Genomic DNA, 14,308 nt, shown 5'->3' on the forward strand with positions numbered 1-14,308 from the left:
CTTGATGCTCAGGGGAGGTTGGAGGTCTCCCGTTGGCAGTCGAGACGCAATGAGGGTGCTGTCATCGGACTGTCGAAGTTAGGTATACCTACCCTAACAACGGCATTCCGTATTGGACCCGCGATTTCTATTCGGAACCGGCCAAGGACTGATGGTTTCCGGCCTTAAGCGAGGCCACGTACCACCCTGGAGTGTGCCCCATCACTTTCCGGAACACCTGCACGAAGGCGCTCGGGTTGTTGTAGCCCACGCGCCGGCTGACCGAGGAAACGGGGTACCCGGCAGCCAACAGACCCAAAGCCACGCGGACGCGCGCGTGGATCCGCCACTGGGCAAACGTCATACCGGTCTCCTTATGGAACAGCCGGGACAAGTTGCGGACACTGATGGCCACTTCGGCGCCCCACTCCTCAAGGGAACGGTCCAGCGCGGGATCATCCAGGAGGGCCCGCGCAATCCGTTCCAACCGGGGGTCCGAGGGCATGGGCAGCAGCATGGGCCGGGCGTCCACCACATCCAACAGCGCTATGGCCAACTGCTCCGAACGTTCGCGCAACTCCGGCTCCATATCGAAAGTCCGCATGTGGCGCAAGAGTTCCTGGGCCGCCGTCGGGACCGTCACTGCCACAGTCCGGCTGTCCAGCGGCGCCGCGACGTCCGCGTCTATATGCGAACAGAAGAAGCCCGTACCTTCGGTCGATTTCACCGCGTGCGGGACTCCCGCCGGAATCCACAGGCCCAGCGTGGCAGGGACCGCAAAGAACGCCGCGTCAGCTTCGACCGTGAGCACGCCACGGGCACCCCACAACAGTTCATGGGTGGGGTGCACGTGTTCCGTCCACGTGGCCGGTGTGGCGCATTCAAAGTACGCGGTGTACACACCACGGACCGTCGGCTGTCCGGAATGCGATAGAGCTTGGCGGGTCATGGTGCCTTCTTGAAGTTAGGTGAGCCTTACCATGGTAAGCATGCCTTCCAGTACCGCCATGCCGTCCTGCCCGCCCGGGCGTAACAAGCAAACTCCATGGAAGGCCTCCCGCCTCTTCAGCTACTCCCTCTTCGGAAACCGCCGCTGGAAGTATGTGGTGGTTGGTTGCGCAGGCCTGACGCTGCACCAAATCAGCGAGGCTCTGGTGCCAACCACCATCGGCGCCGTAGTGGACAACGCGATTACACCGCACGACGGCGGCGCCCTCCTGTGGTGGCTCGGCGCACTGGCTGCGGTGTTCATCGTGCTGGCCCTGTCCTGGCGCATCGGAACGCTCGCCACCATGCGCTCCTTCTCCTACGGCTCGCACGACCTCCGCCAACTCGTGGTGGAACGGACGCTGCATCCGCGGGGAATGGCGGCTCGTCGTGCGCCGGGTGAAATCGTGGCCATTGCCTCTTCGGATGCGGACAGGGTTGCTGGATTGGCCTGGCTCATCGGCGGCGGCCTCGCGTCCACCGCGGGCGTGGTCACCTCGGCAGTGACCCTCTTGCTCATTTCCGTGCCCCTGGGATTGGCTGTACTGCTGGCCACGCCCCTGATGCTGCTGGTCATGCACCGGCTCACCAAGCCACTGGAAGACCGCAGCGACGTGGAACAGTCGACGGCGGCCCGCGCCGGAGCCTTGGCGACAGACTTCATCACGGGGTCGCGTCCGCTGAAGGGACTGGGGGCCGAAGATGCTGCCATTGCCAGGTACCGGGCGGCGAGCCAGAGCTCGTTGGTATCGGCGTTGAAGGCCATCCGCGCGAAGAGTGCGTTCACTGGGGCGAGCACGGCCATGTCGGCGGCTTTCCTGGCGGGCATCGCGTTCTTTGCCGCATGGTTCGCCGTGCAGGGCAGCATTACGGTGGGGCAACTGGTGGCCGTGGTGGGCGTGGCCCAGTTCGTCCAGGGTCCCATGGCGGCCCTCGGATTCCTGAGCGTGGAACTGGCCCGGAAGCGGGCGTCGGCAGCGCGGATTGCTGTGCTGCTTGGCGAGGCTGAGGCGGTGCCGGAAGTGGGCGTTGCGTTGGGTGTGGCGGTGGCGCCGGATGTCGCTGGCGCGCCGGCTGCTGCGGCATCGCCGGTTGCTGCGGCATCGCCGGTTGCTGGCGCAACCGGGCGCGGGGTTGGGTCACCGGGTGCTGCGGCTGCGCCGGTTGCTGGCGCAACCGGGCGCGGAGCTACTCCCCTGCTCGAGGTTCGTCCTTCGCCCGGGTCACACTTTCCCGCGTTCTCCGCGTCCGCGGGGGATGTTGTGGGTGTTGTCCTTCCGGATGGCGTGCAGGCCAGGCTGCTGGTGGATATCCTCGGCTTCCGGGTTCCTGCGCCCGCGGGCCTCATGACGATAGACGGCTCTGACGCCGCGGACGTGGATCCGTCGCACGCGCGGTCGCGGGTATTTGCCGACAGCCATGAGGGTGTCCTGTTCCGCGGCACGGTGCGGCAGAACGTCGCGGTAGCCGACGCTGAACTGGACGATCGCGCCTTCGCGGCTGCCGCCGTCGTCGATTTTGTCTCGCAACTGCCGGAAGGAACCGAAACCATGCTGACCGGACACGGGCAAAGCCTCTCCGGCGGGCAACGGCAGCGCTTGGTGCTGGGCCGTTCGCTGCATCAGCCGCAACCGGTGCTGGTGCTGCACGACCCCACCACCGCCGTCGATACCGCTACCGAAGCCGTCATTGCGGATGGCCTGCGGAACTTTCCGGATAAGGCGCTGGTCCTCGTGACCACAAGTCCTACGCTGCTTGCCGCATGCCACCGGGTGGTGCTGGGCACCGCGGACGGGCCGCCCGAGACGGGGTCCCACCGTGAACTGCTGGCGACGTCGGCAAGCTACCGTGCGGTGGTGGGTTCATGAGCACCGACGCATCCATGAATGCAGGCATCCTGCCCATCGCGACACCGCGTGAAACCCGCCGGGCCATGTGGAAGTTGCTGGCCCAGCGGCCCGGCCGGCTGGCGCTTACCGTGCTGGTATTGTTGGCCGCTTCCTGCTGTGGGCTGGCCGCACCGGCGATCCTGGGCATCATGGTCAACATCGCCGCCAGCGGCGGCGAGGTGGTGTCCCTGTTGTGGCTCGCCATCGGACTCCTGGCGGCCGGTGGCGCGGGTGCGCTGCTCGGCATCCTGGGGCAGAACCTGTTGGCCAGGATCTGCGAGGAAGCCTTGGCCGGACTACGGGAGGAGGTGTTCGCCGCAGCCGTCCGCAAGCCGCTCGCGCAATTGGAGAAGGCAGGAATCGGGGATGTCGTGGCCCGTGTATCCGGTGACGTTGAGGCCGTCAGTGAAGCAATTTCCGGCGTGCTTCCGGCTTTCACCAGCGCCGCGTTCACCATCGTGGTCACGCTGCTGGGCCTGGGCGTGATCGATTGGCGCTTCGCCGTGGCCGTCCTGATCGCCGCCCCGCTGCAGATCTTCACGCTCCGTTGGTTCCTGAAGCGGACTGCGCCCATTTACCGGACCGTCCGGATCACTGAAGCCAACCGGACCGAACAGATCATTGAGACTGTCCACGGCTCGCAGTCTGTCCTGGCACTCGGCCTGGGCGATCGGCACGCCAGTCTCGTGGCGTCGGCTTCGCGGGAAACCATCGGCCACTCCCTGCGCGGTATCGGGTACCTTACCCGGTTCTACAACCGCCTCAACCTCGCCGAACTCCTTGGCCTGTCCGCCGTGCTGGTGGTCGGCTTCTGGCTCCATGCCGAAGGTGTGGTGACCATCGGAGCGGCCACGGCGGCAGCCCTCTACTTCTACCGTTTGTTCGATCCGATCGGACTGGTGCTGGGACAGTTCGATGAACTGCAAAAGGCCGCTGCCGGACTCGGGCGGATGTTCGGGCTGACGCGGGGCACCGCCTCCGGGGAAGCCGAGCGGACCGCCGTCGAACGTCCGGCGGGAGGACCGGCGTCGGACGCCGTGGTCCTGGACAACCTGACCTTCAGCTACCCCGGACAGCGGCCGGCGCTGAACGCCGTGTCCCTGCGGGTCGCGGCGGGTGAAAGGGTGGCGATCGTAGGGACATCCGGTGCCGGCAAGACCACGCTCGCCAAGGTCGTCATGGGACTCGAAAAGCCCGACGACGGGCGGGTGCTGGTGGGCGGACTCGATGCGGCCATTGCTTCCGCGGCGGAACTGCACCAGCGGATCGCCATGGTCAGCCAGGAAGTCCATGTGTTCTCCGGAACGCTCGCGGAGGACCTTCGGCTTGCCAAGCCCGGCGCCTCTTCTGACGAGTTGCGGCGCGTCCTGCGGGACGTCGGCGCTGCCTGGCATGAAATGCTCGACGACGGGTTGGAGACTTTCGTAGGTGCCGGCGGCCACCAACTCACGCCGGAACAGGCCCAGCAACTGGCCCTGGCGCGGCTGATGCTCAAGGATCCGCCCATCGCGGTCCTCGATGAAGCCACGGCGGAAGCGGGCACTGGCTCGGCAACCATGTTGGACCAGGCAGCCGACGCCGCACTGGCCGGGCGCACGTCGGTGGTGATCGCACACAGGCTCTCCCAGGCGGCAACGGCTCACACGGTGGTGGTCATGGACCAGGGGCGGATCGTCGAATCGGGCTCGCACCAGGAATTGCTGGCCAACGGCGGCAGGTACGCCCGGCTTTGGGAAGCCTGGAACACGTCCTTGAGCCGGGCCTAGGGCTCGGGGGCAGTGCAGGTTAGCGCAGCGCTGGGAAGCCCAGCGCTGCGTTTACGTTTCGGGCGCCGCGGCAGGATCCGACGCCGCGGCGGGATCGGGCGCCGAGGCGGGATCCGGCGTCGCGGCGGGATCCGGCATCGGGGCAGGATCGTGCCGCACGGGGGTTCCCGCCGCGAACGCGCGGACCTGGGCATCGTTCCACATATGCGCGGGAACTGCGCCGCCAAGGAGCCTGCGGGCCAGGCTGGGATCATCACCGAAAGGAACGTGGCTGCCCGCCATGATCATGTTGCCGTAGCGCCTGCCCTTGAGCATGGGCGGATCGGCAATGATCAGCGTGTGTTCGAACGTGTCAGCGATGGTGGCGGCGTCGGCCCGGGCATTCTTCAGGTCCGGGGCGTCGCCGGAGTTCACCACGTACAGTCCGTCCGGCGCCAGGACGGCGTCGGCGTGGGCATTGAACTCGCGGGTTGTCAGGGCGCGCGGAGTGAAGGCTCCGGCGAAGACGTCACGGATGATGAGGTCGCGGGTGTCCGGAGTGAGCTGCTCTGTCACCTGGCGGGCCTCCCCCACCCGGATCCGCAACAGTGGGGCCTTGGGAAGGTCGAACCAGCCGCGGACATACTCGGCGAGCTTTCCGTCGAGTTCCACAACTACTTGGCGGGCATCGGGGTACGAGGCGTTGAAATACCTGGCCATGGAGCACGCTCCCCCGCCCAAGTGCAGGGCCCGGAGCTTGGGCTTGGTTTCCCGTGGCCACCGGGACTCCACGAGGGCAGCGATCCAGCGCATGTATTCGAAGTCGAGGAACAACGGATCAGCGAGGTCGATATGCGAGCTCAGCACGCCATTGATCTTCAGGAGCCAGCCATTGCCGTTGTCCGGATCCGGCAGGAGCTCGCAGTCGCCGGTGTCGATGTAATACACGCCAGCGACCGGACCATCGGGGCGGGTACCCTCGGGCACCTCGATGACTGCCGCCGTCGACCTTTGAGCGCCGAAACTGCCGGACCTGCCGGACTTGCCTTTCCTGGATTTGGTCACTGGATCCGTCCTGCGTCAGTCATGGTTCCAGCCTAGTGGAGCGCATGGCGGCTAGGCCCGGACCATCCTGTGTTCAGGCAAGGAGTACCAGGACGGATCGCACAGTTGCCGCATACCGTCGGGGACGAAGCCGTTGCGCCGGTAGAAGGCCTGGGCCCGCGGATTGTCGTCAAGGACCCACAGGTACGCGGGCCCGTTGCCGAGCAGGGCATCCACCAGCGCCTGGCCCACACCCCGGCCGTGGACGTACTGCAGGGTGTACAGCATGAAGAGTTCCACCTCGCAGGGACTGTCCTCGTCCCTGCCTGGCCCCGACGCCGCGATGCCTACGAGTTCCCCGTCCGGCCCGTGGGCCAGCATCCTCCGGTGCCCCGCGGCAATATATTCCCGGTACCGCATGATCCTGTCCGGCAGGGCAGCTTCCTGCTTGGCGAAAAACTCCGGCGGCAGCAAGTGGCCGTAACTCTCCCGCCAGGCCTGGACGTGCATGACCGCCATGTCTTCGGCGTCATCAACCACTGCAGCGCGGAGGCTGAAATCCATCAGCGCACCCGCGCGATCGCGAAGCCGTCCCAACCCTTGCTGCCCACCGTCTGGATGGCGGTGGAGTCCAGCCGTGGATCCTGGCCCAGCATGTCCAGCACACGGATGATGCCCGGCGCGTTCACTTCGTCGCGTTCCGGCTCCAGGATGGACCCGTCCCAAATGACGTTGTCGATCACGATCACCGTGCCGGGATGTCCCAGCCGGATGGCCCAATCGAGGTAGTTCGAATCGTTTTCCTTGTCCGCGTCGATGAAGACGAAGTCGAACGGTTCTTCGGCTTCCAACGTGGGCAGCGTATCCAGGGCAGCCCCCACCCTGATCTCCACCTTGTCCCCAACCCCGGCTGCGTCGAGGTTGGCGCGTGCCACGTCGGCGTGCTTCTGGAGGTATTCGCACGTGACCAGGCGGCCGCCGTCGGGCAGCCCCTGGGCCATCCACATACTGCTGAAGCCCGCCAGCGTACCGATCTCAAGGACCCGCGTGGCGCCGGACACCTGGACCAGCATCTTCAGCAGCTTCCCCGCATTGGGAGCAACTTCGATGGCCGGCATGCCCGCCTCGACGGCGGACGTCAAAGCCCGTTCGTGGGCAGGATCGGGACGCACCACGACGTCAGTCAAGTAACGCTCCACCTCAACCCAGCCGGGCTCGGTCACGTGTTCAATCATGCGCCCCAGTCTTGCACCCGGCGCAGCCGTGCGGAAGGAACTACTCCTGGTTCTTGAGCGCGCCCTCGAGCCGTTCCACCTTGCCGGTCAGTTCACCCGAGTAGCCGGGGCGGATATCTGCCTTGATGACCAGGGAAACACGGCTGCCATAGCGCCCCACCGCCTCCGTGGCGCGTTTGACGACGTCGAAAACTTCGTCCCATTCACCCTCGATGGTGGTGAACATGGAGTCGGTCTGGTTGGGAAGTCCGGACTCCCTGACGATCTTCACCGCGGCAGCCACGGCGTCGTGGACGGAGGCGTCTGCGTTGGGTGAATCGTTGGGAGCGGAAGCGGGCTGGCCCGAAGGGGCTACTGAGAATGCAAGCAACATGAAAACCAGTGTTTCACGTACCGGTTTGTCATATAACAGCCTACTCCCGCGTAACCACTGGTGATCAGCGCTCCATTGCTAGTCTGGGCAGCATGGAACTGCCCTCCGAACGCAAGCCCCTCAGGGCCGACGCTGCACGCAATGTGGACAAAATCATCACCGCGGCACGTCAGTGTTTCCGTGAACACGGCCCCGAAGTGCCCTTGCAGACCATTGCCGCGACGGCCGGGGTAGGTCCCGCAACCCTTTTCCGTAACTTCTCCGACAAAGAACAACTTGTGCTTTCCGCTCTGTCCCGCGAGCTCCGCCAGCACGCGGATCCGGTGGCCCAGGAGGCCCTGGACGGCATGGACGCCGCCGAGGGGCTCATGAAACTCATCGACGCCGTGATGCGCGTGGCAAGCGATGAAGCCAACCTGCTCAGCGCCGTCGCCGGCCGCCGCGGGCTCCTGGTGGGCATCACCCGAGGGCTCATCGACACCATGGCCACGCTGCTGGAACGCGGACAGGGACAGGGTTCCCTGCGCCGTGACATCACCATCGAAGACATGGTGCGGCTCGTGGCCATGCTCATCGGTTCAGTGGACACCATGGAACCTGGCTCCGAAGCGTGGAAGCGTCCGCTGGCGCTGGTGGAAGACGCCATCCGCACCGAGCGCCCTTCACGCCCGCTGCCGGAGCAGTCGGACATTCCGGGCGTTTCCTTCGAAGCTGTTTAGGACCCGGAGCGTCTAGCCCCAGCCGATCAGCCTCAGCAAGGCCGCCGCGGCCGCGCCGGAGATCACCACCACCAGGAACGGCGCCCGGAGCAAAAGCGCGACGGCGGCAGCCACCAAGGCGCCCATACGGGCGTCGAGCACCAAGCCCTGACCGGAAGCGACGGCATTAACCACCGTCAGCGACGCCAGCAGGCCAATGGTCATGGTTCCCGCGATGTGCATGATCCGCGGGCTCTTCAACAGCTTTGCGGGGACAAAGTAGCCCACCAGCTTGGTCAGGTAGGCCAGCGCGCAGGCGATGGCGATCCACAGCCAGAGATTCATTCCATGCCGCCTTCCCGCTGCGCCCGGCCTTCTGCGCTTTTGTGGTCATGCCTGTTTTCCGGGTACGGATCGATGTCCGGTTCCAGGCCCTCATCCATGCGGGCGTGGCTGAACCAGCCGATGACCCCGGCCACCAGCGCGGCCACCAGGATAGGAACGCCGGAGGGGACGAACGGGACGGCCAGGATAGTGGCCAGTGCGCAGGCAGCCGCAATCGCCCATGGTTCACGGCCTTTCAGCCGGGGCCAAAGGAGGGCGAGGAAAGCGGCAACCGCCGCTCCATCGAGGCCCCACTGCTTTGGATCGCCCATGGCATCGCCTGCAAGCGCTCCGATCGCGGTGAAGATATTCCACAAGACGAATATTCCAATGCCAGCGGTCCAAAACCCCCTGCGCTGCTCGTCCACATCCGATTGGCCGGACGCCGTGGCCGTGGACTCGTCGATGGTGATGTGCGCTGAGACGTAGCGCTTCCATCCGCCGGGACGCAGCATCGCGTTGATCTGCATACCGTAGATGCCGTTCCTGAGACCGAGCAGGGCGCTGGCCGTCATCGCTGCCACGCCGGAACCGCCGCCGGCCACCACCCCGATGAACGCGAACTGCGAACCGCCGCTGAACAGCAGCAGGCTCAGCACCATGGTCTGCCAGAAATCGAAGCCCGAAGCCACGGACAAGGCTCCGAAAGAAACTCCGTACAGGCCCGTCGCAATGCTCAGTGAAAGAGCGATCTTGAAGGCCGGTGAATCCCTGAGCTTCACTTCCGCAGGCTCCACGACCACAGGATCAGCGGAATCTGCAACGGCAGGCGCAGGGTGTGGATCCGTCGCTCCTTCTGTGAGCCGTACGGACCATAGGCACGTCGCAACGCGTCAATATGCCCGGCCAGGAATGCTGCGAACATCGCAGTGGTGCCGTCCGCGGCAGCCTTGCGGGTAGCCGGAATCAACAGGCCGACGGCGGCAGTCGCCTCCAGCAACCCGGAGGAGGCGATCCATTCCTCGCGGGACATAACTGCCAAGGGGCCGTTCGGTGCACCGCCCGGCTCGTCATTCCGGCACAAGTATTCCGGCACAACGGGGTTGTAGAAGGAGGGTGTCCGGAAGTGCTTCATGGCGCTGGCCATCAGGAGCGCGCTCAAACCTATGGCTGAGAGGGTATGAGTTGCCTTGGGTGACCAGCGAAGTGACATGAGACCACTCAATCACAACGGCCGCGAGGCCCGCCAAAGTTTCGTCTATCTGCTGGGCACGCTTAACTGTGCCAGGACCTGTGCTGGCCGGTTGGTGGTGATCTCGTGGATGCCCAGGCCCTGGCACAGTGCAACGTCCTTCTCGGAGTCCACTGTCCACACCCGGAAAATACGCCCGGCATCCAACCACCGCTGCACGTTCCGGGCATGTTCCCGCACATAGTCGATGCCAGGACCAGCGATGCCCGCCTCGCCTTCGTCCAAAACGCGTTCGGCTTCCTGCTGGGCTGCCTTCATGACGTTGGCTACGGCGCCGGCCGTGATGGGGCCCAGTCCCAGCTCGTCGCGCAGTTCCCGGACCGTGAAGTTGTCCACCAACTGGCAGACATGCCCGGCAGGTACGTCTTCCAGCAGGCGCTGCACGGAATCCGTGTCGAAACTCATGAAGGAGACCTGGATGTTGTCCACGCGTGAATCCGTGGGGGTCCAGCCCTCAGCCGCTAACAGATCCAGCACCCGCTCCTCAAGCTTCAGCTGGTAAGGACTGGGGTGCTTGAACTCGATGGCCAAGCCAATCTCACGGTCGGCTCCGCGAAGGATGTCCAGGAGCTCCGGCAACGTCAGGAACTGGTCCGCGATCCCACCGTAGGCCTCGGGAATCCTGGCACCTTTCCATGACGAGAAGTCCAGTGCACGGAGTTCCTCCAAGGTCTTGTCCGCCACGGTGCCTGTGCCGTTCGAGGTGCGGTCCAGAGTCGCGTCGTGCAGCAACACCACGTGCTGGTCACGGGTGAGGTGGACATCGCACTCCACTCCGTCGGCGCCGTCGGCGATGGCCTTCAAATATGCGGCACGGGTGTGCTCGGCGAAGGCAGCACTGGCACCGCGGTGCGCGTAGACCCTGGGGCGCGGGGAGTCGAAGGATTCACTGGTCATGCAGCCACGGTAGCCCACGCGCCTGCACGCACAGCGCTAGTCTGGGCTAATGCAGGTGAACTCTGAACAAATCCCAGCCGAAGACGTCACCAACCCGCCCCAACCAGCCCCCACCACAGGTACGGCTACCCCCAAAGCGCGTTCCGCCGTCGTCGGTCTTTCCGATGGTGACTTGGAGAAGGCGGCCGCGCTGCGCCGCATGAAACGGCTGGCGTTGTCCCTGCTGCTGGTCATGGCCGTGATCTTCCTGTTCGCGTTTGCGCTGCAGAAGCAGTATCCGTGGCTCGAGTACGTCCGGGCCGCGGCCGAGGGCGGCATGGTGGGTGCGTTGGCCGACTGGTTCGCGGTCACGGCGCTGTTCAAATACCCCATGGGACTCAAGATCCCCCACACCGCCATCATTCCCCGCCGCAAGGACCAGATCGGTGAATCCCTCAGCGATTTCGTGGAGAGCAACTTCCTCTCGCAGGAAGTGGTCCAGGACAAGCTCGCCAGCATCGACATCGCGCGGAAGGCCGGCACCTGGTTGTCCAGCCCCGGCGGCCCGGAGCGCGTGGCCAAGGAAGGCGGCGCCCTCATCCGCGGTGCGTTCACCGTCCTTAATGACGACGACGTCCAGGCAGTCATTGAGGGACTGGTCCGCAAGCACCTGCTCACCCCGCCGTGGGGTCCGCCCGTCGGACGCATGGCTGAGCGGATCTTCGCCGACGGGCACCACCACAAGCTCGTGGACCTGCTGGTGGACCGGGCCGCGGACTGGGTGGATGCCAACCACAACACGGTCAACCGGCTCGTCTCGGACCGCTCGCCGGTCTGGGTGCCCACGTTCGTGGACGGGCTGGTGGGCGACAAGGTGTACGTGGAGCTTCTGAAGTTCGTCCGCGCAGTGCAGAACGACCCCAACCACCAGGTCCGCCAATCCATTGACACGTACCTGACCGACCTCGCCCAGGACCTGCAGCACGACCCCGCCATGATCGAGCGGGCCGAGGCCATCAAGGCCCAGATCCTTGGAGACCCCGAGGTCCGCGAACTGGCGTCCCGCACGTGGGGAACCGTCAAGAACGCCTTGCTGACCGCCGTCGACGATCCCAACAGCGAACTCAGCCAACGGTTCAAGGGCGCCGTGCGCGACTTCGGCGCCCGGCTGGTCAACGACGCCGAACTGGCCGGGAAGGTCAACGCGTGGATCGGGGATGCTGCCGGTTATCTGGTGAACACCTACCGCTCAGACATTGCCGGGGTCATCTCGGACACGGTTGCCCGCTGGGACGCCGAGGAAACCTCACAGAAGATCGAACTGCAAGTGGGCAAGGACCTCCAATATATCCGGATCAACGGCACCGTGGTGGGTGCCCTTGCCGGACTGCTGATCTTCACGGCGGCGCATTTGATTTTCGGGTAGGACCAGCGGATTTTCTCACCAACGCCCATTCTTGAGAAAATCCCGCACCGCCATTCTCACCCCAGCAGATGCACCATCTGCCCGGGCCGGGCCTGCCCCAGGGAATCCAGGTCCTCGTCCCGCACCACGGCGATCACCGGCGATTCGCTCGTCGCCGGATGGTCTGCGAGGGCGATGACGGGAAGGCCCGACGGCGGCAGCAGGACTGAGCCGGCCACCAGCGGTTGGGTGCCGGGTGCCGGAGACCCCTCAAGGGAGAGTGGCCGTCCTCCCAGCCGGGCGCCCACGCGGTCCGACTCCGGCGAGAGAGTCCACGGTTCCGTGGTCAACCGAAGCCAGGTGCCGGCGTCGTACGATTGCGCGTCCGGTCCGGGCGATACCCTGGCCACCACGGGCCGTTCCGCATCCAGGGCACGCCGGGCGGGCTGGTTCACGGCGGGGAAGCCGTGTCCGTGGGGCCGGCCGAACGCAAGGGTGCGGCCGGTATGGAGGGCATCGGGCTGGGGCTCGATCCCGCCCTGGACGGCAAGGTAGTAGCGGATCCCGAACAGTGCGCGTCCGAACTCCAGCACGGCACCTGGAGCCACCCGCACGGCTTTGTTCATGGCCAGCTCGGAACCGTTGAGCCTGACCAAGCCCTCTGCGCCCGTCACGACGATGGCCGTGCCGGTGACAAAACGCAGCCGGAGCCCACCCACCAGCACTTCAAGGCCGGGAGCCGAATCGGGATTCCCCAGCAAGGCGTTGGCCAAGGCGAGGGACGCACGGTCCAAGGCCTTGTCAGGAGGCACAACCAGGGTCAACGCGCCGGGATCCATCACTATGGCACTCATCGGGCCTCCTTGGGCTGCAGTCCGAACACCAGACTAGGCGAACGCCTGGATCTCCACACCCGCCTTTTCGAGGCCGCTGCGGACGGCTGCGGCCATCTCGACGGCGCCAGGCGTATCTCCATGGATGCAGAGGGAATCGGCCTTCACGGAGACCACCGTTCCGTCCTGGGCCACCACTTCGCCGCGGGTGGCGATCCGCACGGCTTGGGCCACTACGTCGGCGGGGTTGTGCAACACGGCACCCTCCTGTGAGCGCGGCACGAGCGTCCCGTCAGCAAGGTAGGCCCGGTCCACAAAGGCCTCCCGGAAAACGGGGTGCCCCGACTCTTCGGCGAGATTCAGCCAAACGGAGTCCGGCAGGCCGAGCACGGGGAGCCCGGGATCATAAGCGTGGACAGCGGCAACCACTGCTTCCGCCTGCTCCGGATCGTGGACGATCCGGTTGTAAAGGGCACCGTGCGGCTTCACGTAATCCACGGAGGCGCCGACGGCATGGGCCACTCCATCCAACGCACCGAGTTGGTAGAGGACGTCGCCGAAGAGTTCATCGAAGCTCATATCCAGCGAGCGCCTGCCGAAGCCCGCGAGGTCCCGGTAACCGACATGCGCGCCCACCCGGACATCCAGGTCGAACGCTGCCCGGCAACTGTCCAGCATTGTCAGCGGGTCTCCGGCGTGGAATCCGCAGGCTACGTTGGCGCTGCTGACGATGCGGAACATCGACGCGTCGTCGCCCATGGTCCAGGAGCCGAACGACTCTCCGAGGTCAGCGTTGAGATCCACTGGTACCGCCTTCCAGGATTTGGTTTTTCGCATTGGTCGGCAGCAACTCGCCGGGAACAGTTGCGGGCAGGGCGCCGAAAGCTTCCTTGGCGGAGGCGATGACTGCCCGGCCCATCATGAGGTTGCCGGCTCCGCCCACCACGGCGCCAACCCCGAAGGGCAGCGCGCGGCCCAGGAACGCCGAGCCCTGCTTCTTCACAAGGTTCTTCAGGAATGCCCGTTGGATCGCGTCCCGGATGACACCGAATCCGCTGCCCGGAATCTTCTTGGTCAGCGTCCGTCCCCACGCGTGGGTCACGCCTTTGCCGCGGCCCAGCGATTGCCCGCTCAGCGCGCCCAGCAGCGATGTCCCTTCCTCGCCGAGCATGATGGCCATGACCATGGTGCGCGCGCGTTCGGGATCGGTCAGCCGGATGCCGTGCAGTTCGGCCAGAGACGACGCGTACAGTGCAGTGGTTTCCAGGAATCCCACGGTGGCCAGGGCGGAAAGACCCAGCGACGCCGCGGTTCCCAGTCCGGGAACGACGGCGATGGCACCTACCCCGGCTCCCCCACCTGCCACTGCGGTCAGGTAGTCGCGTTCCAGCTTGGCGGCCAGTTGGTCGGGCGTCGCATGGGGGTGCCTTCGCTGCATTCTTTTGAGGTTCGCGAGGACCAGCGGGCGCTGTACTTCCACGGCTTTCAGCAGCACGTTGTGGACGCCTGGCTTGGTGTTGCCTTGGGCGTCGAACACTGCGTTGTGGGCTGTTTCCTGGGCGATTCGTACCGCCGGGTTGGGTCGCTTCGGCATGTTCACAGCCTATGCCACAAGACAGGGCCCCGGCGTAGACTGAGGGCATTCACGGAAGCAGGTCCACCCACGGA

16 protein-coding genes are annotated in these 14,308 nt (G+C 65.6%); 4 read left to right on the plus strand and 12 right to left on the minus strand.

The features are described 5' to 3' along the window. Positions 1–127 precede the first annotated feature (127 nt). A complete protein-coding gene (locus ACIQT2_RS19325; RefSeq protein ID WP_402949674.1) occupies positions 128–928 on the minus strand; it encodes an AraC family transcriptional regulator in 801 nt (266 codons plus the stop codon). Between the two features lie 40 nt (positions 929–968). Between ACIQT2_RS19325 and ACIQT2_RS19330 the strand changes: the two genes are divergently transcribed. Further along, on the plus strand, positions 969–2,834 hold the full coding sequence (locus ACIQT2_RS19330; protein ID WP_402949676.1) for an ABC transporter transmembrane domain-containing protein: 1,866 nt from the start codon (positions 969–971) through the stop codon (positions 2,832–2,834). Positions 2,835–2,848: 14 nt separating this feature from the next. Further along, positions 2,849–4,621, plus strand: coding sequence for an ABC transporter ATP-binding protein (locus ACIQT2_RS19335; protein ID WP_402949807.1), 1,773 nt, complete (start codon positions 2,849–2,851; stop codon positions 4,619–4,621). Positions 4,622–4,672: 51 nt separating this feature from the next. On the opposite strand, the gene ACIQT2_RS19340 is transcribed toward ACIQT2_RS19335, so the two are convergent. The 4 genes from ACIQT2_RS19340 to ACIQT2_RS19355 all read right to left on the minus strand — a co-directional run bounded on the left by ACIQT2_RS19340 (position 4,673) and on the right by ACIQT2_RS19355 (position 7,252). Beyond that, the gene (locus ACIQT2_RS19340) at positions 4,673–5,587 is read right to left on the minus strand and encodes a spermidine synthase (protein ID WP_402949809.1); all 915 of its coding nucleotides are present in this window, start codon (positions 5,585–5,587) and stop codon (positions 4,673–4,675) included. Between the two features lie 129 nt (positions 5,588–5,716). Beyond that, entirely contained in the window at positions 5,717–6,208 is a 492-nt protein-coding gene (locus tag ACIQT2_RS19345) for a GNAT family N-acetyltransferase (protein WP_402949679.1), read from the minus strand. Then, positions 6,208–6,879, minus strand: coding sequence for an O-methyltransferase (locus ACIQT2_RS19350; protein WP_402949682.1), 672 nt, complete (start codon positions 6,877–6,879; stop codon positions 6,208–6,210). The genes ACIQT2_RS19345 and ACIQT2_RS19350 overlap by 1 nt, the downstream gene beginning before the upstream one ends. Before the next feature lie 40 nt (positions 6,880–6,919). Next, positions 6,920–7,252, minus strand: a complete 333-nt coding sequence (locus tag ACIQT2_RS19355; RefSeq protein WP_397324961.1) for an MTH1187 family thiamine-binding protein — start codon at positions 7,250–7,252, stop codon at positions 6,920–6,922. Between the two features lie 92 nt (positions 7,253–7,344). On the opposite strand from ACIQT2_RS19355, the gene ACIQT2_RS19360 reads away from it, so the two are divergent. Beyond that, positions 7,345–7,971: a TetR/AcrR family transcriptional regulator gene (locus ACIQT2_RS19360; RefSeq protein WP_397324960.1), complete on the plus strand. Its 627-nt coding sequence runs from the start codon at positions 7,345–7,347 to the stop codon at positions 7,969–7,971. Between the two features lie 12 nt (positions 7,972–7,983). On the opposite strand, the gene ACIQT2_RS19365 is transcribed toward ACIQT2_RS19360, so the two are convergent. Genes ACIQT2_RS19365 through ACIQT2_RS19380 form a run of 4 tightly spaced genes read right to left on the minus strand, consistent with a single transcriptional unit; the run spans position 7,984 to position 10,423 of the window. Next, the gene (locus ACIQT2_RS19365) at positions 7,984–8,295 is read right to left on the minus strand and encodes an AzlD domain-containing protein (protein ID WP_397324958.1); all 312 of its coding nucleotides are present in this window, start codon (positions 8,293–8,295) and stop codon (positions 7,984–7,986) included. Continuing rightward, positions 8,292–9,071 carry an AzlC family ABC transporter permease gene (locus ACIQT2_RS19370; protein WP_402949686.1) on the minus strand — a complete coding sequence of 260 codons (780 nt, stop codon included), beginning with the start codon at positions 9,069–9,071 and terminating at the stop codon, positions 8,292–8,294. Before ACIQT2_RS19370 ends, ACIQT2_RS19365 begins: the two co-directional genes overlap by 4 nt. Further along, a complete protein-coding gene (locus ACIQT2_RS19375; RefSeq protein ID WP_402949689.1) occupies positions 9,053–9,487 on the minus strand; it encodes a hypothetical protein in 435 nt (144 codons plus the stop codon). The genes ACIQT2_RS19370 and ACIQT2_RS19375 overlap by 19 nt, the downstream gene beginning before the upstream one ends. Positions 9,488–9,532: 45 nt before the next feature. Continuing rightward, positions 9,533–10,423 (minus strand): glycerophosphodiester phosphodiesterase, encoded by an 891-nt coding sequence (locus ACIQT2_RS19380; RefSeq protein WP_402949692.1) that lies wholly within the window; start codon positions 10,421–10,423, stop codon positions 9,533–9,535. A gap of 49 nt (positions 10,424–10,472) precedes the next feature. Here ACIQT2_RS19380 and ACIQT2_RS19385 point away from each other — a divergent pair, with 49 nt between their 5' ends. After that, positions 10,473–11,828: a DUF445 domain-containing protein gene (locus ACIQT2_RS19385; protein ID WP_402949695.1), complete on the plus strand. Its 1,356-nt coding sequence runs from the start codon at positions 10,473–10,475 to the stop codon at positions 11,826–11,828. Positions 11,829–11,884: 56 nt separating this feature from the next. Here ACIQT2_RS19385 and ACIQT2_RS19390 read toward each other — a convergent pair whose 3' ends face one another. From ACIQT2_RS19390 to ACIQT2_RS19400, 3 genes are read right to left on the minus strand one after another with little or no spacing between them, the layout of a single operon-like run. Next, the gene (locus ACIQT2_RS19390; RefSeq protein WP_402949697.1) at positions 11,885–12,661 is read right to left on the minus strand and encodes an allophanate hydrolase; all 777 of its coding nucleotides are present in this window, start codon (positions 12,659–12,661) and stop codon (positions 11,885–11,887) included. A 33-nt stretch (positions 12,662–12,694) separates the two neighbouring features. Continuing rightward, on the minus strand, positions 12,695–13,444 hold the full coding sequence (locus tag ACIQT2_RS19395; protein WP_402949699.1) for a LamB/YcsF family protein: 750 nt from the start codon (positions 13,442–13,444) through the stop codon (positions 12,695–12,697). After that, a complete protein-coding gene (locus ACIQT2_RS19400; protein ID WP_402949702.1) occupies positions 13,428–14,234 on the minus strand; it encodes a hypothetical protein in 807 nt (268 codons plus the stop codon). Before ACIQT2_RS19400 ends, ACIQT2_RS19395 begins: the two co-directional genes overlap by 17 nt. Positions 14,235–14,308: the final 74 nt, after the last annotated feature.

The organism is Paenarthrobacter sp. NPDC090522, from assembly GCF_044769225.1.
GTDB lineage: Bacteria > Actinomycetota > Actinomycetes > Actinomycetales > Micrococcaceae > Arthrobacter.

Coding starts and splice junctions, on each gene's coding strand:
- ACIQT2_RS19325 (WP_402949674.1), bottom strand. CDS start 928: ATGACCCGCCAAGCTCTATCGCATTCCGGACAGCCGACGGTCCGTGGT.
- ACIQT2_RS19330 (WP_402949676.1), top strand. CDS start 969: ATGCCTTCCAGTACCGCCATGCCGTCCTGCCCGCCCGGGCGTAACAAG.
- ACIQT2_RS19335 (WP_402949807.1), top strand. CDS start 2,849: ATGAATGCAGGCATCCTGCCCATCGCGACACCGCGTGAAACCCGCCGG.
- ACIQT2_RS19345 (WP_402949679.1), bottom strand. CDS start 6,208: ATGGATTTCAGCCTCCGCGCTGCAGTGGTTGATGACGCCGAAGACATG.
- ACIQT2_RS19350 (WP_402949682.1), bottom strand. CDS start 6,879: ATGATTGAACACGTGACCGAGCCCGGCTGGGTTGAGGTGGAGCGTTAC.
- ACIQT2_RS19355 (WP_397324961.1), bottom strand. CDS start 7,252: ATGTTGCTTGCATTCTCAGTAGCCCCTTCGGGCCAGCCCGCTTCCGCT.
- ACIQT2_RS19360 (WP_397324960.1), top strand. CDS start 7,345: ATGGAACTGCCCTCCGAACGCAAGCCCCTCAGGGCCGACGCTGCACGC.
- ACIQT2_RS19365 (WP_397324958.1), bottom strand. CDS start 8,295: ATGAATCTCTGGCTGTGGATCGCCATCGCCTGCGCGCTGGCCTACCTG.
- ACIQT2_RS19375 (WP_402949689.1), bottom strand. CDS start 9,487: ATGTCACTTCGCTGGTCACCCAAGGCAACTCATACCCTCTCAGCCATA.
- ACIQT2_RS19380 (WP_402949692.1), bottom strand. CDS start 10,423: ATGACCAGTGAATCCTTCGACTCCCCGCGCCCCAGGGTCTACGCGCAC.
- ACIQT2_RS19385 (WP_402949695.1), top strand. CDS start 10,473: ATGCAGGTGAACTCTGAACAAATCCCAGCCGAAGACGTCACCAACCCG.
- ACIQT2_RS19390 (WP_402949697.1), bottom strand. CDS start 12,661: ATGAGTGCCATAGTGATGGATCCCGGCGCGTTGACCCTGGTTGTGCCT.
- ACIQT2_RS19400 (WP_402949702.1), bottom strand. CDS start 14,234: ATGCCGAAGCGACCCAACCCGGCGGTACGAATCGCCCAGGAAACAGCC.